A 20,215-nucleotide genomic window follows, 5' to 3' on the forward strand; every position below is an offset into this window, starting at 1 on the left:
GCGGTGACGCAGACAGTCGACGGCTGCGTCATCCCGCGTCACCTGTGTCACCGATGACAGAAGTCTGCGTCACCGGTGACACAGCTCCGGCCCACCTGCGTCACAGAAAGGCGCAGGTCAGCGGCGTATATGACGCAGATGACGCAGTGACGCAGAAATCCCAACCTCGGACACACGCGAGGCCCGCAAGGGCTCTCCACCCTGCGAACGGGGCCCAGAGCCCCGCCATGACCGAAGCCTCGAAGGAGTCGACCGTGGCACGCCCCCAGATGCTCAAACTCCCCGAAGTTCTCGAAGAGATCGGCATCAGCCGCCCCGCCTTCTACCGCATGGAAGCGCGCGGCAAAGCCCCTCGTATTCACCGGCTCCCCAACGGACAAGTCCGTATCAGTCGCGTCGACCTGGACGCCTGGTGGGAGAGCTGCGCACAGCGCGCCGCCTGACAAGACATCCCCATCGAGCCCGCCCCTCCGGAGGCGGGCTCTGTCCTTCCCCGGAGAGTCATGCCCCTCACGTACGACGTCCGTGTCTACAGCATCGAGACCCGCCGCGACCGCCCGAAGCCCTACCGCGTGCGCTGGCTCGTTGGCACGCAGAAGCACTCCAAGAGCTACACCGTCAAAGCCCAGGCGGACGGCCGTCGCTCGGAACTGATGACCGCCCTCCGCATGGGCGAACAGTTCGATGTAGAAGCGGGCCTGCCCGCCTCCGAACTCCGCGCGCTGAACGGCTCCGTGACCTGGTACGAGCACACCCGTGCGTATGTCACGCGCAGGTGGGACCGCCTTCCCGCCAAGTCCCGCCGGAACGACGCTGACGCCCTGGCGACCATCACACCCGCGCTCGTGAAGACGACCGTCGGCCGGCCGTCAACCCGCGCGCTCCGCACCGCCCTGTACGGGTGGGCGTACAACAGGAGCCGCTGGGACAAGGAGCACCCCTCCGAAGTCACGGACTCGCTGGGCTGGTTGGAGAAGAACTCCCTGCCCGTCTCCGCGCTCGAAGACCCTGAGACACTCCGCTTGGCGCTCGATGCTCTGTCGACGCTGCTCGATGGCTCCCCCGCGGCCGGACGTACGGCAAACCGCAAGCGAGCCTGCCTCAGTGACGTTCTCGGTCTCGCGGTAGAGCGTCGGTACTTCAGCGTTCCCGTGAACCCGCTGTCCACGGTGAAGTGGACGGCACCGAAGTCCGCGGAGGAAATCGACCCCTCGAGCGTCGCCAACCCTCGACAGGTCCGGGAGCTACTTGAAGGCGTCCGCGCGCAGGGCGACCGCGGCGCCCACCTCGAAGCCTTCTTCGGGTGCCTGTACTACGCCTCCATGCGGCCCGCCGAAGCCGTTGGACTGACCGCCGCACAGTGCCACCTGCCGAAGCGCGGATGGGGCCACCTCACGCTGCGCGGCGGCATCGTCCACGCTGGGCACGGATGGACGGACGATGACCGGGCCCATCAAGACCGCCACCTGAAGGCGCGAGCGGTCCGAGACTCGCGCGTGGTCCCCATCCCGCCGCACTTCGTGGCCATGCTCCGGTGGCACATCACCCGCTACGGCGCGGCCCCGGACGGCCGTCTCTTCCGTACGAGCCGCGGCGGCGTCATTCAGGACACAGGCTATGGCGAGGTCTGGGCCGAAGCTCGCGCCACGGCGCTGACGCCCAATGAGGTGGCGTCGCCGCTTGCCCGACGGCCGTACGACCTTCGATGCGCCGGGGTCTCCTTCTGGCTGTTCAGTGGCGTCGACCCCATGGAGGTCGCGCGGCGGGCCGGGCACTCGGTGGCCGTGCTGCTCCGCGTCTACGCGAAGGTTCTGGCACAGGCGCAGGACCGAGCGAACCGCCAGATTGAGGCTGGCCTGCGGGAATGGGACGGAAACGGCGCTTCCCCCGGGGGACGTCTGGGGGACACACGCTGATCAGGCTTGCTTGTCACCTGAGACAGGATGAGACAAGCCTCGCTTTTCGATCCTCATTCGAACGAGCGCGTTCGAATGAAAAAGAACCCCCTCCGAACTGCGTTTCCGCAGTTCGGAGGGGGTTCTCCACCATGTGGCGGCGCCAGGATTCGAACCTGGGAAGGCTGAGCCGGCAGATTTACAGTCTGCTCCCTTTGGCCGCTCGGGCACACCGCCATGGGTTTGCTGCTTTGGATCTCCGCTGTGGGGCGGTGCTCCGTGGCAACGACGTAAACGATACCTGATGGACGGGGGTGCTTCGCCACCCGATTGATCGGCACCCGGGGGCGGGGTGGTGGCTAGGCTTTGCGGATGCGGCCCAGGGAGCCAGGGCCGTGGATGACGCATCCAGACGCAAGCCGTTTCACCACCCGATACAAGGAGCCACAGGACATGGCCGACTCCAGTTTCGACATCGTCTCGAAGGTCGAGCGGCAGGAGGTCGACAACGCCCTCAACCAGGCCGCCAAGGAGATCTCGCAGCGCTACGACTTCAAGAACGTCGGCGCCTCGATCTCGTGGTCCGGCGAGAAGATCCTGATGGAGGCGAACTCCGAGGACCGCGTCAACGCGATCCTCGACGTCTTCCAGACCAAGCTGGTCAAGCGCGGGATCTCGCTGAAGGCGCTGGACGCGGGAGAGCCGCAGCTCTCCGGCAAGGAGTACAAGATCTTCGCCTCCATCGAGGAGGGCATCTCGCAGGACAACGCCAAGAAGGTCGCGAAGCTCATCCGTGACGAGGGCCCCAAGGGCGTCAAGGCACAGGTCCAGGGCGAGGAGTTGCGGGTCAGCTCGAAGAGCCGCGACGACCTCCAGGCCGTGCAGGCGCTGGTCAAGGGCCACGACTTCGACTTCGCGCTGCAGTTCGTGAACTACCGGTAAGAACAGCGGGTCAGGACAGCGGGTGACCGCAACTGTCGCCGAAGCAGGGGCAATTGCCCTGACGTGATGGTCTGCCGCCGCTCCCGGTGCGAGGCTGGTGGGACTAGATTCCCGCTGCCCACAGGGCACTGGAGGTTGTTGTGGCGGCAGAACCCACGGTCGGCGCAGGTTCCACCCTCGAACTGGCGTTGCACGGACCGGATCCGGGGCCCGAACTGGCCACCCTCCACGAGGCACTGACGGCCGCGGGGGCCGCCAGTGTCGACCAGGTACGACTCACCGCGCCCGCCTCCGACCAGCGGGTCGCCGAGCTGGTCCAGGTCTGCACGCTGCTCGTCGGCGGGGCGGTGGACGTGGTGTCGATCGTCGAGGCCGTACGCGGCTGGCTCGCCGGGCGCCGGGAGGCGGCGGCGCGGCAGCCCGCCCCGGCCGGCGCGGACGACGTGGTCCCGTCCGTCGTCATCACCATCGGTGACCAGCGCCTCGAGATCACGTATCCGTCGGACCGCGCGCAGAGCGATGCCATCGCGCGCTTTCTGGACCTGCACCGGCAGGACGGGCGATGACCACCCTCGACGTACGCACCTCGGCGCACGGGCCGGGGCGCACCCAGTACGCGTACGGGCTGAAGTCCGGTGGCGGGTCCGTGGTGGGGCCGCTGGAGCAGGAACACGCCGTCGATGTCAGCCAGGACCTGGTCAAGGACCTGTGCAAGGACATCGACGAGGCGCTCAAGGACGCCCGTGACGACGATCCGGCGCTGGGCAGAGTGCTCAGACAGAAGGGGAGACTCCTCTTCAACTCGCTCTTTCCGCGCGCCGGTTCGGGCGAGATGGTGCGCCAGCTGAAGGAGTCGACGGGATCACTCCTGGTCAGCACGAACGAGTCCCTGGTGCCGTGGGAGCTGCTGCACGACGGGGAGAGCTTCCTCGGGCTCGTGCACGAGCTCGGCCGGCGGTCCGTCGTCAGCAGACCGGTGGTGGGCGGGCGCGAGTGCACACAGGTGCGGCGGGCGCTGATCGTCGGGGACACCCTGGGGGATCTGCCGTCGGCCCGTGAGGAAACCGAGCGGATCAGCGCCTGGCTGAAGGGGCACGGCGTCGCGTGCACCGTCCTCATCGGGCGGGACGCGACCCTGGTCCGGGTCATCCAGGAGCTGGCCGAGGACGAGGAGCCGTACGACCTCTTCCACTACTCGGGGCATGTGTCCGGGGTCTCCGGGGCCGCCGGGCTCATGGTGCACAACCGGAAGCTGATCGACATGGACGCCCTCCAGCCGCTGGCCGGGATCGGGGCGCCGCCCGTCGTCTTCATCAACGGCTGCGCGTCCGCCGACCCCGCGCTCGAACCGGCCTCGCGCGCGCTCGCCGAGGCCTCGCTCACCATGAGCGCCTGCATGTCCTTCATGGTCATGGGGGCCAAGACCGTCGTCGGTACCCGGACGCCGGTCGGGGACGCGAGCGCGCTGCGCTTCGCCGAGGCCTTCTACGGACAGCTCCAGGAGCAGATCACGGCCGGGGCCGCGATGCGGCAGGCGCGGGCCGATCTGGAGCAGCGGGCGGACTGGGCCTGGGCGTCGTTCGTGCTCTACGGGGATCCCGAGGTGCGGATCTCCACCGCGGCCGAGCCCGCCCCACCGCCGCCCACCGGGCCGGAGCGGCCCGAGTTCACCCCCGAGGCCGCCGAACTCCTGCGCAAGACACGGGAGTTCGCCGCCGTACGCGGCCTGGTCACCTCCGTCGACCTGCTGATGGCCCTGCTCGAGGACGAGGAGGTACGGGAACGGGCCGCCGCGCGGATCGGGGCCCAGCGCATGGATCTGCTGGCCAAGGTGCTGCGCGAGATCCAGGGGCAGACGCCCCCCGGGAGCGGTACCCGGGCCGGGTCGAGCAGCGCGTCGCTCACCGCGGTGAACGGGCACCGGCCGCGGATCGGGCTGTCCGGCACCGTGACCCGGGTACTCGACGGGGCCGAGGCGCGGGCCCAGGAGGCCGGGCGGGACATCGGCGTCGACGACATCTCGCTGGCGTTCCTCGCGACGGGCGGCGGGAGCTGCGCCGAGCTGTTGCAGCTCATCGGGGTCGCACCCGAACGGCTGCTGCTGCCGCTCTCGGAGGCGCCGGCGCACGGCGACGACGAGCGTGTGGACATCGCGGCGCTCGACCCGCGCGCGGCCGCCGCCGTGCAGTGCGCGCGGCTGCTCGCCTCGGTTCAGCGCAAGAAGATCAGCACGTACATGATGCTGCGCGCGTTCGGGGTCGTCGGGAGCGAAGCGCTGCGCGGGGCGCTCGCCGCGCAGGGCGAGGACGGCGCGGCCGCGTTCCGGAAGCTGGCCGGGCTCGGGAATCCCAAGCCGAGGGAGTTCTCCTCGCGGACGTTGTCCAAGGTGCAGGAGGTCTGCCGGGAGGCGCAGGAGCCCGTCGACGAGCAGACGCTGCTGATAGCGATGCTCACCGACGAGGACTCCACGGCGCGGACCATGCTGCGGCGCCTGGGGGTGGCGCCGGAGCTGGTCATTCAGTCGTTGCAGGCTCCTTCTCCGGAGGCTCCTTCTCCGGAGGCTTCGGCGGCTTCGGATTCTGCGGGGGCGTCGAAGTCTCCGCGGGATCCGGACTCTCCGTAACCCGGGAGTCCAGGTGGGCCAGGCCCTTCAGCGCCGTCGTGTCGTTCGGGCGGCGGGTGAGGACCTGGCGCCAGTGGTCACGGGCCTCCTCCGGGTCGTCCAGGAGGAGGCAGGCCAGCGCGAGGGCGCTGCGGGCCTCGGCGTCGCCGGGGCACCAGTGGACGACGGCGGCGAAGTGGTCGCGCGCGGTGGCCGTGCGGCCCGACCTGGCAGCCTCAAGACCCGCGTTGAAGAGCTTCGCCGGGTGGGCCCTCAGGCGCGCCCACGCGCGCAGCGGGGTGGCGCAGGACCGGCAGGTCTCCGCCGTCGCGCTGTTGACGGCCCGGCAGCGCGGCAGGGGGCAGGCCAGCCGGCCCGGGTCCGACGTCACCAGTTCCCCCCTGCGGACCGGTTCCCGGGGCTGTCGACCGGGATGCCGACGGCCTCGGCCCGTTCGGTGAGCAGGATCTGGGCGAGCCGGCGCAGCCGTGCGACCAGCTTGCCCGCCTCCTGGCCCACCTGCTCCGGGTTCGTGGCGAGGAGGGGCACCAGCTGCTCCAGCCTGTTCCTGACGTCGGTCAGGTCGCGTTCCTCCGAGGTCCTGCCGGTGGCCACGGCGACCCGGCTCAGTTCCTCCGCCTGCTGGAACCCGAAGCGCAGCAGGCCCTCGGCGCGCTCCTGCGGGGAGAGCTCCCCGCCCGAGGAGGAGCGCAGCAGTCCTCTCAGGTAGGTGAAGTGGCCCTGGAGCTGGGCGATCGCCTCGCCGTACCTGCGCTGGTCACCGGCGGCGTGGGCGCGTTCGCCCTCGGCGCGCTGGGCCTCGATCGCGCGGATCACCTCGGGGCCGTCGAACGGCTTGTCGCCCGCCGGCCCCGACTCGGACAGATGGGCGTGCAGCCGCAGGCAGTCGTCGACCAGGGCGTCGAACTCCCGCTTGGGCGGCTGGAGTTCCTGGTCGGCCTCGCCCAGGACGGCCACGATCTCCTCCAGCTCGCGGAACTCGTGCACCGCCGCCGCCACGTCGCCCCGGTCGCGGGCCTCCTCGAAGGCGCGGCGGGCCTTGGTCCACTTGGCGCGGACCACGGTCTGCGGGCCCGTCGCGAGATAGCCGACGTTCTCCTCGAAGCGGTGGTAGAGCTCCTCGACCACCGACGCGTCGGGCATCGGCGGGTCCACCGGCACTTCGAGCAGGGCGTCGAAGGTGGTGTCCTCGCCGATCGAGCCGCGGACGGTGATGGACGCGTCCTCCTGCATGGCCACGTTCATCCGGATCGCCGTCCCCCGCGGCGTCGACGAAGGGACCACGACCTTGATCACCTGGATCGGTACGGCCTGCTGGAACAGCCGCAGCTCGACCTGCTCCCGGCCGGGGTGCCCGAAGTCGAAGTCGGCCTCGAAGGGCAGCTGCTGCATGGCCGGGATCAGTTCGCGGCGGCCGGTGCGACCGTCGCCCAGGTCCACCTCCAGGAGGACCGACTTGGCCGTGATGGCCGCTCCCCCGCCGCCACCGCCGGGCCGCGCGCTGTGGGCGAGCGCGCGGCCGGCCGTGGCGACCACGTCGCCCTCGGCGTCGTACACCTCGAAGGTGAGCAGGCTCTCCGCGTCCGGCTGTACCGGGACCTGGGTGAAGGCGAAGGCGCCCTCCTCGGAGAGGTCCGCCTCGTCCTCGAAGCCGGTGGTGGTGAGGTGGACACGGCCGCCGGAGAGGTCGAGGCCCTCGGCCAGCGCCTGGACGGTGCCCCCGACGTGGGTGGCCGCGGAGCCCGTGGCGGCGAAGCCGTGGAAGGAGACGCGTACGGTGCGGGCCTCGTCGTAGACGGCGAGGCCGCCGACGGCCGCCGCGCGCACCGCGGCGCCCAGCGCGACGGCCGTGTCGGCGTGCTCGACGACCGGCGCCTCGCAGGCCGCGCGGACCTGGCGGGCCGAGCCGGGCGCGGGGTTCGCGCAGAGTTCCTGTGTCACCATCTCCCTGACCAGCGGCATATGGGTCGAGCCGCCCGCCAGGATGATGTGGTCGACGTCGGCGAGTGTGATGCCGGCCCGCTCCCCGGCGCGGCGCAGGGCCTCGTCGCAGTAGGCGAAGGTCCGCTCGATCAACGGGCGGGCGATGTCGTCCAGTTCGGGCCGCTCCAGGAGCGCGTCGATGACGACCGGCCGCTTCTCCTGGTCGGTGAGGCGCCCGGTGTCGCGGAGCATGTAGTCGGGCTGGTCCGTGAGCGCCTTCTTCGCGCCCTCCGCGAGGATCTTCAGCTGGCTGAAGCGGAGCCGGTCCTCGGGATCGTTCTCGGGGTCGAGGTCGAGGGCGTAGCCGTCCGCCTGGAGCATCTTCTGCAGGTGCCGGGCGAAGGCCTCGTCGATGTCGTCGCCGCCGAGGCGGTTGTTGCCGCTGATGCCGAGCACCTCGAAGGTGCCCTCCGTGCAGCGCAGGACGCTGACGTCGAAGGTGCCGCCGCCGAGGTCGTACACGAGGAAGGTGCCGTTACGGGTGGTGGTGCGCCAGCAGTAGTGGCTGGCGGCGGCGGTCGGCTCGTGGAGCAGGCCGAGGACTTCGAGCCCGGCCTGCTCGGCGGCCTTTCGGGTCGCGTCGATCTGCGGCTGGTCGAAGTAGGCCGGCACGGTCACCACGGCCCGGTCGACGATCCAGCGGACGTCCGGGCTGTCGAACGCCGCCACGTCCGTCTCGATCCGGCGCTTCATCTCGGCCAGGATCGCGGCCGAGACCTGCGCCGGGGTGTACTCCTCGCCGGCCAGGTCGACGGTCGTACGGCTGCCCATCAGGCGTTTCACCGAGGTGACCGGCTCCGGGGTGCTGCCCTTGCGGGCGAACGCCTTGCGGCCCACGACCAGTTCACCGCCGGCCGGGCTGCGCCAGACGCAGCTGGGCGTCGTGTACGACTTCGAGACCGGATCGCGGTGGATCACGATGTCGCTGTCGGAGGGGTTCATCACGGCTACGGCGCTGTTGGTCGTGCCGAGGTCGATGCCTACGGCCTTGCTGACGATCTGCTGGCTCATGTGGGGTGACCGCTCCTTCTTGGCCTGCTCGTTCAGGTGTCCGTGGGTGCAGGTGTCTGTCCCGGCGGCATCTCGGCGTCGGGCTCGGGCTTCACCTGGGGATCCGGCTCGGGGGGCGCCTCGGGCTCGGGCTCGGAGGCTGGTGCTGGGGCGGGTACGGGGGCGCCCATGACGACCTGGGCGAAGCGCACCACGGCACCGTCGTGGAACACCGCGTACTCGTTCGTCTCGGCCACGACCTCGGCGTCGAACTCCGGGCTCTGCAGCCAGTGCACCGGGTCCGCCCAGTCCAGGACCTCGTCGGCGGTCAGGCCCTTCGGGTCGCGCACCTCCACGCCGGCGCCGCGCAGCACGTCGAGCATCCGGTCCTTCACGTTCTTCAGCTCACGGTGCCGGAGCTTCTCGTCCACGGCCTCGCGCGGCTCTCCGGCCCTGTTGACCTGCTGCTCCAACGTGCCGATGAGCATGGCCAGTTCGAAGAGCGTGGCGTGCACGCGCGTCGCGGCCGAGGCGGAGGCGCCGCGGGCGGCGGCCAGCTCCTCGTGGCGGCGCTGCAGTACGCCGGCCAGCTCGGCCTCCGGTGCGGTGGTCGCGCCGTGGACCTCGGGGACGGGGCGCTCGGCGAAGTTCTCCCAGCCGGGCCGCACGGCATCGGGCTCATCCGAAGAGGACATCGCGCACCTCCAGTTCCGGTTCCTCGTCCTGGGCACGGGCTGCCGCAGGGGCCGTACGCAGGGCGTCGTCCGCCCTCGCGACGGGCGCCGTCGCGAGGGCGCGGACGGTGCGGCGCAGGGCCTCCGGCAGGTCGAAGTCCTCGGGCCGCAGGTTCTGGCCCCCGAGGTCCGCCGGGTAGGTGCGGTGGGTGCGGGCGAACGCGTCCCACCGGCGGTCGCGGTAGTCGGTGCCCGGCGGCTCGGTCACCTCGTACCGCAGCCGGGCCCGCGGGTTACGGATCAGCTCCCGCATCGCCCAGTCGTAGAGGTCGCGGTCCTGGGCGGTGGACGCGGTCTGGATGCCTTCCTCGGCGCGTTCCACGATGTGCGCCTCGGTGGCGTCGACGGGGAGTCCGAGTACGTGGAAGGGGTTGGGCCGACGGTTCGCCGACGGCAGTGTCGTCATGGGCGCAGCCTTCGCAGGAGGTCTTCGATACGGGCGATGTTGTCCCGGGTGGCGGCTTCCGGGGCGATCCGCTCCGCCCGCCGCAACAGGTTGATGGCGGCCTGCAGTTCACCCTCCACGGCGTTCGGGCCGATGCGGACGGAGCGTTCGAGGTTGCTGAGCGCGGCGTTGCTCATGGCCACCGCGCGGTTGTTCATTCCGGTGGCCACCGCGCGCAGCGCCTTGGCAGCCTCTTCGCGCATCTTGGGGTCGTCGCCGGCGGCCGCGATGCGCTCCGCGTCGCGCACCGAGCGCTCCGCCTCGTCGAGCCGCTCGGCGTCCAGCAGGACGTAGCCGTGGTTGATCAGGGTGCTGGTGCGGAGCCGGTCGAGGGTCTTCTCGGTCGCGTCGGTCCTCGGGACGCGGTCGAGTTCGGCGAGGGCCTTCGGGTAGCGGCGCGCCTTGATGTGTTCGAGGGCGGTGCTGAACAGGGCGTCCCGGCGGTACTGCTCAAGGAGTTGCGGCGCGTTGGTGTTGGCAGGGTTCCACTCCTTGGCCAGTTCGAAGTACGCGATGGCCTTGCCGGTGTCCCGGTCGAGGAGGCCGCGGTCCACGTAGTGGGCGGCGAGCAGCTGGTTCTCGCGCAGGTGCGGGCGTCCCTTCACGGCGCTCTGCGCGAGCAGTTCCGCGTACCGCACAGCCTTGGTCACGACCGTGCGCATGTGGTCCCGGTCGCCCATCTGGTACAGGCAGTTCTGCCACTCGTTGTGCCAGGCGACGACGGTGCACAGGACGTTCCTGGGTGCGAAGCCGTGGTCGACGGCGCTCGCCAGACTGCTGATGCCCTCTTCGTAGTCCTTGTCGATGCCGTCCGGCAGGGCACGGACCCGCTCGGGGTCGTCGATGCGCTTCTCGGCCGCGCGCACCAGGTCGGTGGACCAGTCGTCGAGCAGGGCGCCCGCGCGGTCCGAGACTGCGGCGAAGAGGTCCTCGTCGACGCCCGGCAGCACCCCGGCCAGGGGCCCCTCAGCCAGCAGGGTGCGGGTGACATGGGTGCCCTGGCGCAGGGCGGTCAGGCAGTTCAGATGGAGGCGGGCCTGGTCCTCGCGGTGCTCGGCGAGGGCCCGCGCGCCGTGGCTGCGGTGCAGGGTCAGGAGTTCGTCGGTCAGGGAGGTGCGCAGATACTCGGCGTCGGGACCGGTCGCCGCGTCGGCGCCGGGGCTCACCGCGTCGTCGGATCCCGAGCGGTCGGCGAACGCCTCCCAGAATCCCGGGTGGCACAGCAGCAGGACCCACAGGACGGTCGCGGTGACCAGGTCCTCGTCGGCGGCTCCGGTGCGGGTCAGCTTCGCGAGGGCCTCTTCGCGGTAGACCACGGCCATCGAGTGCAGGACGGGGATGTCGCTACGGGCGGCCCTGCGCGCGAAGAACCGCGTCAACTCCCGCTCTATGGCACCCGCTTGGTCCGCTCCGAGCGCCTGCCACACCGGGTGCTCGGCCATCGCGGCTTCCACGGCCGGGAGCCTGCCGGGGCGTTCCCAGGACTCGGCCGCGTCCGGGAAGAGGTGGCTGAGGAGGGCGTCGGAGCGGTCGTTGCGCTCCAGGTCGGCGCGGTGCCGGTGGGCCGGGTGCTCCCCGGGGAGATGACCGGCGGCCCGTCCCAGGAGTTCCAGGGCCCGTGCGGGGTCGCCGTCCGCCTTGACGGCCACCGCCCGGTGGCACAGGTACTTCCCGTACTCGGCGGCGGCCGTGTCCCCGTCGGCATCGGCGTTCAGGGCGTGCCCCCACAGCCTGTCGGCGACTTCGTGGTCCCCGACGGCGGCGGCGCACCGGGCGAGGGTGACGGCATCGAAAGGTACGAGACCGTCCGCTTCCGGTGAGTCCCCGGTGAGGCGGTCCGCCAGACGGCGTACGACCTCCGCCAGGGCCTGGGCGCGACCGTCCCGCCGCCTGGCCCGGGCCACCCTGGCGCAGAGCGCGGGCAGGGTCGCGGCCACGTCGACCAGGCCGGTCAGGTCGTGATCGCGCAGGGCCAGGGTGAGCGCCTCGGCGGCCTTCGCACGCTGGGCCGGGAGGTGTCCGGCCGCCTGGACGACGAGGAGCGGGGCGAGCAGGGCGGGGTTGCCGCCGACGGGCGGCAGCTCGGCGGGCGGCTTGCCTTCGAGGGCCCGGGCGAGAAAGGCGACGACCTGAGCGGCGGCGCGATGGGCCTCTTCGGTGCCGCCCGGACCGTCGGCGCCCTCCGCGCCCTCATCCTGTACGTCGCCCTCCGCGCCCTCAGCGCCACCATCTTGTACGTCGCCCTCCGCGCCCCCATCGTGTACGTCGCCCACAGCCCGTAACAGCCGTACCGCATCCGCCCTGTCGCCGGCCCTGAGCGCGGCCGCCGCGAGGGGCAGGGCCAGCAGCGGATCGTCCCTGATCTCGGCCGCCGCATCCGCATCCGCATCCGCATCCGCGTCCTTGGCCGTCTCGTCGTGCGGCCCGGCAAGCGAGGCGGCACGGCGGGCCTCGCGCGCCACCGCCGGCAGCGGCCAGGCTTCCGCGAGCACACCGAGCGCCTCGGCCAACTCACCCTGTACAGACGGGACTTCGCCCAGCAGACAGGCCCGCCCCAGAGCCATGGCGAGCACCTCCACGGCACGGGCGTCGCCCACATCAGCGGCGGTCGGCCCATCGGCCTCCCCCGCCCACCCCACCAGCGCCTCCACCAGTACGGGCTCCGCCCCGCGCGGCTCCACCAGCAGCTGTCCGAGCCCGAGCAGCCAGGCCGTACGGGGGTGATGGCGGACGATGCGCCACGGTGCGGCGCCCGTACCGTCGGCGGGGCGTGCCGCGCGTTCGGCGAGGAGGCGGGCCGCGCGGGCGAGGCGTCCGGCGTCGGCGGGGACGGGCGGGAGGGCGCCGGGCCCGGTGACCTGCGCGTCGATGAGCCGCGCGGCCGCCCACCCGGCGCGCTGCACGGCCCGGTCGGTCTCCCCGTCGGCCCACAGCGCCGTGGCCTCGCGCAGCGCCAGTACGCCGCTCTCGTAGCGGGCCCGGGGCGTCGGCAGGCGGTCGAGGCGCCGCCCGGCGTCGGCGGTGCGGCCGAGGGCCAGTTCGGCGCGGGCGCGGACGAGTTCGGCCTTGGGGCCGCGTACGCCGTCGAGCAGGTCCGCCGCCCGGTCGGGGTGTCCGGCGTTCAGTTCGGTCACGGCGAGGACGAGGGTGGCGCGGTCGTGGCCCTGGCCGCGGGCCTGTTCGAGCAGAAAGTGGGCCCGGTCGCGGTCTTCCGGGAGGGCCGACAGGCCGCGCCACAAGAGCTGTTCGGGCAGGGGAAGGCGCCCGAAGAGGGAGAGGGCGGTGAGGTGGCCGACCGCGTTCCGGCGGCCGCCGGCGACCTCGACGCCGAGGAGGGTGCGCAGGGCCTCCAGGAGTTCCGGGACGGTGGCGCCCTCGGCGCCGAGCGGGTCCCAGGCCAGGTCGACGCCGGGTTCCCGTCCCTCGGCGAGCCTCAGCCGGGCCGAGACGACCGCGGTGAAGGCGTGTGCCGCGCCCTTCATGACCGTACGTTCCTCGTCGGTGGCACGGTGGCCGGGATCGGTGTCCGCCAGGAGGCAGCCGAGCGGCCAGGCGCGCGCGTCGCCGTCGGCGAGCAGCGCGCGGCAGCGGCGTCCCGCCGCCTCGTGTTCGCCGCACAGCAGCTGGGCCCAGGCCGCGTGATAGCCGAGGTCGGTCCGGTCCGGGAACTCGTCGGCGACCACGACGAGGTTCTTGGCGGCCAGGTCGGCGTTGCCTTCGAGGAGCTGGGCACGGCCCAGGGCGTAGCGGCCCCAGGGACGGCTGTCGCCGCCGTCGCCGATCGTGGCGAGCCGTACGGCCGTCAGCGGTGCCGGGGTGGCGGGGCCCGGGGGTCCGTCGCGGCCGGGGTCCAGTTCGAGCCACTCCAGCATCCGGCACAGGTCGGTCAGTTCGGCGCCGCGCGGTGTGAGGGCGGCTTCCCGGCCGCGTACGGCGGTGAGGGCCTCGGCGTAAGCGCCGCTGTGCAGGCGGGCGGCGATGAGGCCGCGCAGGGCCTCGCCGTCGGTGGGGTCGGCGGTGCAGGCTCGGGTGAAGTGGGCGGCCGCGTCGGCCGTTTCGCGGTTCAGCAGCAGGGCTCCGAGGCCGAGCGTCCGGTCGAGGCCGGCGAGGCGCAGGCCCGCCGCGGACAGTTGCGTGGCGAACGCGTGGGCGCGCTCCACGCGGCCCGTCTCGTCGGCGAATCCGGCTCCGAGGAGGTACCCCACCATCTGGTGCACTTCGGGCGGCACGGTCGCGTACCGCCTGAAGATGTCCACGTAGACGGCCAGTTGGTCGTCCTGGTCGGCGCCGAGCCTGGCCAGGGCGGTGGCGCCGATGGAGCGGGACTCCTCGTGGACGAACGCGCTGCGGTAGAGCCGTGTGTACAGGGACACCGCGAAGTCCCGGTCACCTGCGTCGGACCGGGCCACGGCGGCGTCGGCGAGCGGGACCCAGCTCTGGTGGAGTCCGATGCGCCCCTCCGCCGCCATGCGCTCGCCGACCTGGGCGAGCCGGTCCAGGTCGGCGGCCTCGACGTGGGGCAGGAAGCGGGGGCCGAGGAAGGACTGCTGGAAGGAGGGCCACAGGTCAGCGGTGCGGTCCTGGTACTCCTCGATGCCAGTGAGAACCGCGCGCAGGCTCACAAGGCCGGCGCGCGGATCGGCGTCGTCGAGCGCGCTCGCCCAGGCGTTCTCCAGCCGGCCGCGCCGGGACAGACCTTTCCTGAGGGACCGCTGGGGCTCCACCCGTCACCCCCGGTCCCGCTCGGCGCGGGCGAGGCGCCCGAACCGCTCCGCCTGGAAACGGTTGCCGGCCTTGCGGAACGCCTCCTCCGCGCGGCGGGCAAGCCTGGCGCGGTCGGCGCCGGACGGCATCAGGGCGCGCCCGCGGACGAGTTCACAGGCGTCGGCCCAGGAGTGGGCGGCCGCCAGGTGATCGCCCGCGGAGTCGTGGACCTGCCCCAGTTCGGTGAGCAGGCCCAGGCGTAACGGGTCCGGGACGTGGTTGCGTTCGAGGCCCCTGCGGAGCACGGTCGCGGCGGCCGGGCCCTGCCCCGACGTCCTCAGCCGCCGCCCCTCCGCCAGCTCGGCCTCGCCCGGCTGCCGCACGACCGGCTTCTCCAGGACCACGTCCAGGGCGGCGATCACCTCCTCCGCGCTGCGGAACCGTCGCGCGGGCCGCAGTTCGAGCAGGCGCATCACGAGGGCGTCCAGGGCGGGCGGGACGAGGTTGTTGTGGACCGAGGGGCGTACGGGCGGCGCGTTGCGCTTCTGCTCCTGGAGCCAGTCGCCGTGCGCCGACTCGGGCAGCGCCGGCGGCGGTGTCAGATGCGCGTACGCGTGGCGGCCGGTCAGGCCCTCATACATCAGGAGCCCCAGCGAGTACAGGTCGGACTCGGGGACGCTGGAGCCGGCCGCGGTCTCCGGCGCCATGTACTGGAGGGTGCCGACCGTGCCCGGGACGTGGCCGAGCTCCAGCATCCGGGCGGCCAGGCCGAAGTCGATGAGCCGGACCCAGTTGTCGCTGCCCAGGAGGACGTTGTCGGGCTTGAGGTCGCGGTGCAGCAGCGGCGGGTCCAGGCGGTGCAGTCCGCGCAGGGCCACGCAGATCTGCCGCGCCCACTTGACCAGCAGCGGTGCCGGGACGCGCCCCATCTCGGCGAACTGGCCGGCGAGGGTGGTCCCGGGGACGTACTCCATGGCGAGGAAGGCGCGGCCCGCGAGCCCCTTGGCGAGGCCGCCGTCGTACACGTGCACGAGATGGCGGCGGGCCTCGGCGTCCGCCATGGTGTCCATAGCCTCGGCGAGCAGCAGGACGTCCTGGAACAGCTCCGCGGCGTTCTCCTCGGTCAGGCCCGAGCGCCGGGAGAGCTTGAGGGCCACACTGCGCACCGGATGGCCGAGGATGTACTGGTCGGCGCGGAAGACCGCCCCGAAACCGCCGCCTCCGATCCAGCCGCTCAGTGCGTAGCGGCCGTCGACCACCCGGCCTTCGAGCCCGCGCAGGTCGGACTCATCCGGTGCGGCCTGGTTCATCGTGTGCGTCCCCCTCTCCGCTCCCGTCGGACTTGGTCGACCCGCCTTCCACAGAGGACAGTTCCACCCCGCCCGCCGGTTCCGGCGACAGGAAGCGCACCCGTGTAAGGGAGCCGCCTCCCGTCCCGTCCCGGCCGGAGAACAGGGCGTCACGCACGCCCGGCGGCGGTGGAGGCACGAAGTCGACGACGATCCGGTCGCAGGCCTGGAACTCCTCCGCCCGCTCCTCGGCCGCCGCGAGAACGGGGTTCTCGACCAGGTCGGAGAGCACCTTGGCCATGATGCGGCCGCCCTCGCGCCCGCCCGCCTCGGAGTTGAGGCGGTGGCCGAGCGCGCCCGCGTACCGCACCAGTTCCTCGGGGACGGTCAGCTCCTTCTCCCGCTTCTCGCGCCAGAAGGCCGCCTGCCGGTCGAGCACCTTGCGGCCGATGGCGGTCATCGCGTCGCCGCCGAGCGGGCGGAAGACGATGACGCGGCGGACGCGGGCCAGGAACTCGGGGGTGAAGACGGGCATGCCGTCCCGGCTGCGCTCGGACGCGAGCTTGGCGCGTACGGCGGAGGAGATCTCCTCGTCCGAACTGCCTTCACCGAGGTGCGAGATGATCTCGTGCCCGGCGTTCGTGGTGAGGATGAAGATGGCGCGGTCGCCGTGCGCCTTGACGCCCCGCTGGTCGGTGATCCAGCCCTCGTCGAAGAGGTTGAGGAAGGGCCGCAGCACCTCGGGGTGCGCCTTCTCCGCCTCGTCGAGGAGGAACACGCAGTACGGGTCGCTGTTGAGCTCGTTGATGAGCCGCCCGCCGCGCTCGTGGCCCACGTAGCCAGGCGGTGAGCCGAGGATGCCGGACACGCTGTGCGGCTCCGTGAAGTTCTCCATCGGGTACGTCTGCAGCCGCTTGGACGCCGAGTAGAGACCGGCGACCCGCTTGGCCAGCTCCGTCTTGCCGACGCCGGTCAGGCCCGCGAAGAGCAGCACCGACGCGGGCCCCGAACCGACCGCGGCCAGGCCCGCCTTGATCCGCCGCAGCTCGTCCGCGACCACCCGGACCGCCTGGTCCTGCCCGACGACCTCCGCACCGAGCGCCGTCGCGTAGTCGACCCGCTCACCGCCCGTGCCGGCGATCTGCTCGCGCGGCATCCCGGACAGCTCGGACACCACGTCGGCCACTTCGTCGAGCGTCACGGCGCTGCGTTCGTCGCCGTGCTGCCTGCGCGCGTAGTCGAGGTCCTCGCAGGCGCGGCGCAGGACCTTGACGGCGGACAGCGGCAGCCGCTGGTGCCGGACGAAGTCACCCGCGAGGACCACGGCCCTCGCCACCGCGTGGCGCTCGATCCGGATGCCGGTGAACTCCGTCTCCAGCGCGTCCGCCGCGAGGCGCACCATGGCCCGCGCCGCCTCCCGCTCCGGCTCGGCCATGTCGATACGGCAGGTCAGTTCCTGGAGGACGTGGTCGGCGGCGACCAGGTCCTCGTAGTCGTGCTCGGCGAGCACCCCGATGAGATGGATCCTGCGCTCCTTGAGGGCGCGGCGCAGCTCCAGCAGGTGGTCGGCGCCGTGCCGGCCGCGCAGCAGGGGACCAAGGCCGTCGACGCAGACGACCAGGTCGGTGCGGCCCGCGACCTGGCCGATCAGGGCCGTCAGCTGTTCGCCGCTGCCTTCCGCGGCGACGTCCTTGCAGTCGACGCGCAGGAACCGCTTGCGGCGCAGGAACGGGATCTCGCCCGTGGCGGCCCGCCGGGCGAGCTCGCGCAGCAGCGTGGTGGTGCCGATGCCGGGCAGGCCGGTGATCAGTACGTGATTGTTCTCCGTACGGTGCAGGGCCCGGCACAGTGGCTCGAAGTAGCCGTCGAGGTGGGCGGCCGGGCCGATGGCGCCCGTCCTCGCGAGCCAGGTGAGGTCCTCGGAGGGCGGCAGGAACGCGGGCAGCCGGAAAGGCACCTCGCGGGGCGCCGTCGAACGGGTCTCGCCGAGTACGTCGCGCATGCTCTCGCGCAGCCGCTCGATGTCGAGGCGCAGCGGCTCGGCGGCCAGCACGGAGGCGAGTCGCTGCGGTGGGCTGTCCAGGAGGGCCGCGAGCAGATGCGGGGTGTCGATCTGCTCCGCGTCCCAGCGGGCGGCCGTCGTGCGCGCCGCGTGCAGCAGGTCCCGAAGGGACTCGCCGATCCCGTCGCGGTCGAGGCGCGGGGCGGTCCGGCTCCCCCGCTCGGTGATCCGGAACGCCTGGGTGATGATCTCCACGGCCTTCACCAGGCCGACCTGGAGCGGCAGTTGGAGCCGGAAGAGGCGCTCGGCGGGCCCTTCGGTCTCCGACAGGAGAGCCATCAGACAGTGCGGCGGGAGCAGCCGGTCGTAGCCGAGCTCGGCGGCCCGCTGGGCGGCCAGCTCCAGGACGGCCCAGGCGTCGTTCGTGAACTCCTCGGAGCGCAGCCGGCCCGACGCGTCGTCGTACAGCTCGGGCGGCTCGTCGGCGTGGACCCCGATCTGCCTGCGCAGCGCCTCGGCGGCCAGGGGCAGATCGAGGAGCGGCGTGAGGAAGTCCCGCTCGTCCGCGGAGGGGGCGTCGAGCAGACAGGCCAGCAGCAGCTCCAGGCGGACCTCTGCGCCCACCGCGTCGCGCGTGCACCGGGACTCGAACTCTTCGAAGGCCGCGGCCAGTTCGGGGCTCACATGGTCGCGCGCGCCGTCGAACGCGTAGCCGTTCCCCGGCGGGGCGTAGACGGCGACCGTCTCCAGGAGGTGATGCGGGGCCGCGCCCTCGGCGAGCGCGCCCTCGAACGCGGGGAGCACCGCGGGGTCGCGGGCGTCGAGCGCCGCATACAGGATGTCGCCGGGGCGTAAGCGCTCGGTGGCGCGCTCCGCGGCGGACAGCAGGACGGCGGCGGTGCGCTCGTCCCCGAGGGCGTCCGGATCAAGGAAGCCGTCCGTGAAGAGGCGCACGGTACGGCCTTCGGGATGCTCTTCGGGGCCGCCTTCGGGGCCGTTCTCGGAACTGTCCGGACTCTTTGCGGAATCGTGCTGCATCTTCGCGCGCAGGCCGCGGCTTCACGACGTTTCGGGCCTGCCTGCCCACCTCCCCCCGTGCAGCGACCATGCTTCCACACGGAGTACGCGGGGTCCCTTTGCTACGCAAAAGAGGGGACAACTCTTTGGCCGTACGGCCGAGTTGGTCCCCTCCTGCTGCGACGTCAGGGCGGCGCCTACCGCGAGGCGAACGGCTCGTCCGTGCGGACGATTTCGCGGCCGAGCGGCATCAGGGAGACCGGGATCAGCTTGAAGTTGGCGATGCCCAGGGGGATGCCGATGATCGTGATGCACTGCGCGATGCCCGTCACGATGTGAGCGAGGCAGAGCCACCAGCCGGCCAGGATCAGCCACAGCACGTTCCCGATACAGGACGGGGCGCCCGCGTCCCGGCGCTCGACCGTCGTATAGCCGAACGGCCATAGCGCGTACACACCGATCCTGAACGCCGCGATGCCGAACGGGATGCCGATGATCGTGATGCACAGGATCAGGCCCGCGAGCAGGTAGCCGAGGAACAGCCAGAAGCCGCTCAGCACTAGCCAAATGATGTTGAGGATTGTCTTCACGGGTGACGACCTGCCATCTGCTCTAGCCGGGCGATGCGCTCCGCCATCGGCGGATGCGTGGAGAACATCTTGGACATGCCCTGCCCGGGACGGAAAGGGTTCGCAATCATCATGTGGCTTGCGGTCTCGATCCGCGGCTCCGGCGGGAGCGGCAACTGCTTGGTCCCCGCGTCGAGTTTGCGCAGGGCGCTCGCCAGGGCCAGCGGGTCGCCGGTGAGCTGGGCGCCCGACGCGTCCGCCTCGTACTCCCGGGATCGGCTGATGGCGAGCCGGATGACCGTGGCCGCGATGGGGCCCAGGATCATGATCATCAGCATGCCGAGCAGGCCGGGGCCTTCGTCGTCGTTCGAACGGCCGACGGGGATCAGCCAGGCGAAGTTGACCAGGAACATGATCACCGAGGCGAGGGCGCCGGCGACCGACGAGATCAGGATGTCGCGGTTGTAGACATGGCTCAGCTCGTGCCCGATGACACCGCGCAGCTCGCGCTCGTCGAGGATCCGCAGGATGCCCTCGGTGCAGCACACCGCGGCGTTGCGCGGATTGCGGCCCGTCGCGAAGGCGTTGGGCGCTTCCGTCGGCGAGATGTACAGGCGGGGCATCGGCTGGCGGGCCTGCGTCGACAGCTCGCGGACCATGCGGTAGAGCGCGGGGGCCTCGAACTCGCTCACGGGGCGCGCGCGCATCGCGCGCAGGGCCAGCTTGTCGCTGTTCCAGTACGCGTACGCGTTCGTCGCGAGGGCGATGCCGAGGCCCACGATCAGCCCCGTACGACCGAAGAAGCTGCCGATGACGATGATGAGGGCGGACAGTCCCCCGAGGAGTACGGCGGTCTTCAGCCCGTTGTGCCGGCGGTGCACGGTACGCCCTCCATGTGGTGCGGCAGGGGAACCCTCTGCTTACTGGTGCTGGGTGCTTCCACGGTCCAGTGGACCCTCCTGTACTGGTCAACGCCAGACGAGGAGGACGAGTTCCCTTGTGCGCGCGGAGGGCGAGGAGGG

At 71.9% G+C, this 20,215-nt stretch carries 14 protein-coding genes and 1 tRNA gene; 5 read left to right on the top strand and 10 right to left on the bottom strand.

Features of this window, described 5'->3' with window-relative positions; all coding sequences use genetic code 11:
- Positions 1–254: 254 nt before the first annotated feature.
- Both OG698_RS21360 and xerC read left to right on the top strand, forming a co-directional pair.
- Positions 255–443, top strand: coding sequence for a helix-turn-helix transcriptional regulator (locus OG698_RS21360; protein WP_406104730.1), 189 nt, complete (start codon positions 255–257; stop codon positions 441–443).
- A gap of 60 nt (positions 444–503) precedes the next feature.
- Complete coding sequence (gene xerC / locus OG698_RS21365; protein ID WP_406104732.1) at positions 504–1,916, top strand: tyrosine recombinase XerC; 1,413 nt, start codon at positions 504–506, stop codon at positions 1,914–1,916.
- 134 nt (positions 1,917–2,050) lie between these two features.
- On the opposite strand, the gene OG698_RS21370 is transcribed toward xerC, so the two are convergent.
- Positions 2,051–2,132: transfer RNA gene (locus OG698_RS21370), tRNA-Tyr, on the bottom strand.
- A 216-nt stretch (positions 2,133–2,348) separates the two neighbouring features.
- Here OG698_RS21370 and OG698_RS21375 point away from each other — a divergent pair.
- The 3 genes from OG698_RS21375 (at position 2,349) to OG698_RS21385 (ending at position 5,460) form a co-directional block, all read left to right on the top strand.
- Positions 2,349–2,837, top strand: coding sequence for a YajQ family cyclic di-GMP-binding protein (locus OG698_RS21375; protein ID WP_100598068.1), 489 nt, complete (start codon positions 2,349–2,351; stop codon positions 2,835–2,837).
- Positions 2,838–2,977: 140 nt separating this feature from the next.
- Entirely contained in the window at positions 2,978–3,403 is a 426-nt protein-coding gene (locus OG698_RS21380; RefSeq protein WP_116511133.1) for a hypothetical protein, read from the top strand.
- Positions 3,400–5,460, top strand: coding sequence for a CHAT domain-containing protein (locus tag OG698_RS21385; RefSeq protein ID WP_406104734.1), 2,061 nt, complete (start codon positions 3,400–3,402; stop codon positions 5,458–5,460). Before OG698_RS21380 ends, OG698_RS21385 begins: the two co-directional genes overlap by 4 nt.
- Here the strand turns inward: OG698_RS21385 and OG698_RS21390 are convergent.
- From OG698_RS21390 to htpX, 9 genes are all read right to left on the bottom strand, one after another.
- Positions 5,351–5,830, bottom strand: a complete 480-nt coding sequence (locus OG698_RS21390) for a tetratricopeptide repeat protein (protein ID WP_406104736.1) — start codon at positions 5,828–5,830, stop codon at positions 5,351–5,353. The two genes, OG698_RS21385 and OG698_RS21390, sit on opposite strands and share 110 nt — an antisense overlap.
- Complete coding sequence (locus OG698_RS21395; RefSeq protein ID WP_406104737.1) at positions 5,827–8,454, bottom strand: Hsp70 family protein; 2,628 nt, start codon at positions 8,452–8,454, stop codon at positions 5,827–5,829. Before OG698_RS21395 ends, OG698_RS21390 begins: the two co-directional genes overlap by 4 nt.
- A gap of 32 nt (positions 8,455–8,486) precedes the next feature.
- A complete protein-coding gene (locus OG698_RS21400) occupies positions 8,487–9,128 on the bottom strand; it encodes a hypothetical protein (RefSeq protein WP_406104739.1) in 642 nt (213 codons plus the stop codon).
- The gene (locus tag OG698_RS21405; protein ID WP_406104741.1) at positions 9,112–9,573 is read right to left on the bottom strand and encodes a hypothetical protein; all 462 of its coding nucleotides are present in this window, start codon (positions 9,571–9,573) and stop codon (positions 9,112–9,114) included. Before OG698_RS21405 ends, OG698_RS21400 begins: the two co-directional genes overlap by 17 nt.
- Positions 9,570–14,336, bottom strand: a complete 4,767-nt coding sequence (locus OG698_RS21410; protein ID WP_406104742.1) for a hypothetical protein — start codon at positions 14,334–14,336, stop codon at positions 9,570–9,572. Before OG698_RS21410 ends, OG698_RS21405 begins: the two co-directional genes overlap by 4 nt.
- 3 nt (positions 14,337–14,339) lie before the next feature.
- Positions 14,340–15,626 (bottom strand): serine/threonine-protein kinase, encoded by a 1,287-nt coding sequence (locus tag OG698_RS21415; RefSeq protein WP_406104744.1) that lies wholly within the window; start codon positions 15,624–15,626, stop codon positions 14,340–14,342.
- Positions 15,604–18,561, bottom strand: a complete 2,958-nt coding sequence (locus tag OG698_RS21420) for an AAA family ATPase (protein WP_406104746.1) — start codon at positions 18,559–18,561, stop codon at positions 15,604–15,606. The genes OG698_RS21415 and OG698_RS21420 overlap by 23 nt, the downstream gene beginning before the upstream one ends.
- Before the next feature lie 260 nt (positions 18,562–18,821).
- On the bottom strand, positions 18,822–19,214 hold the full coding sequence (locus tag OG698_RS21425) for a YccF domain-containing protein (protein ID WP_406104748.1): 393 nt from the start codon (positions 19,212–19,214) through the stop codon (positions 18,822–18,824).
- Positions 19,211–20,074: a zinc metalloprotease HtpX gene (htpX, locus tag OG698_RS21430; protein ID WP_399971060.1), complete on the bottom strand. Its 864-nt coding sequence runs from the start codon at positions 20,072–20,074 to the stop codon at positions 19,211–19,213. Before htpX ends, OG698_RS21425 begins: the two co-directional genes overlap by 4 nt.
- Positions 20,075–20,215: the final 141 nt, after the last annotated feature.

The sequence above is a fragment of the Streptomyces sp. NBC_01003 genome, from assembly GCF_045162695.1.
Taxonomy (GTDB): domain Bacteria; phylum Actinomycetota; class Actinomycetes; order Streptomycetales; family Streptomycetaceae; genus Streptomyces.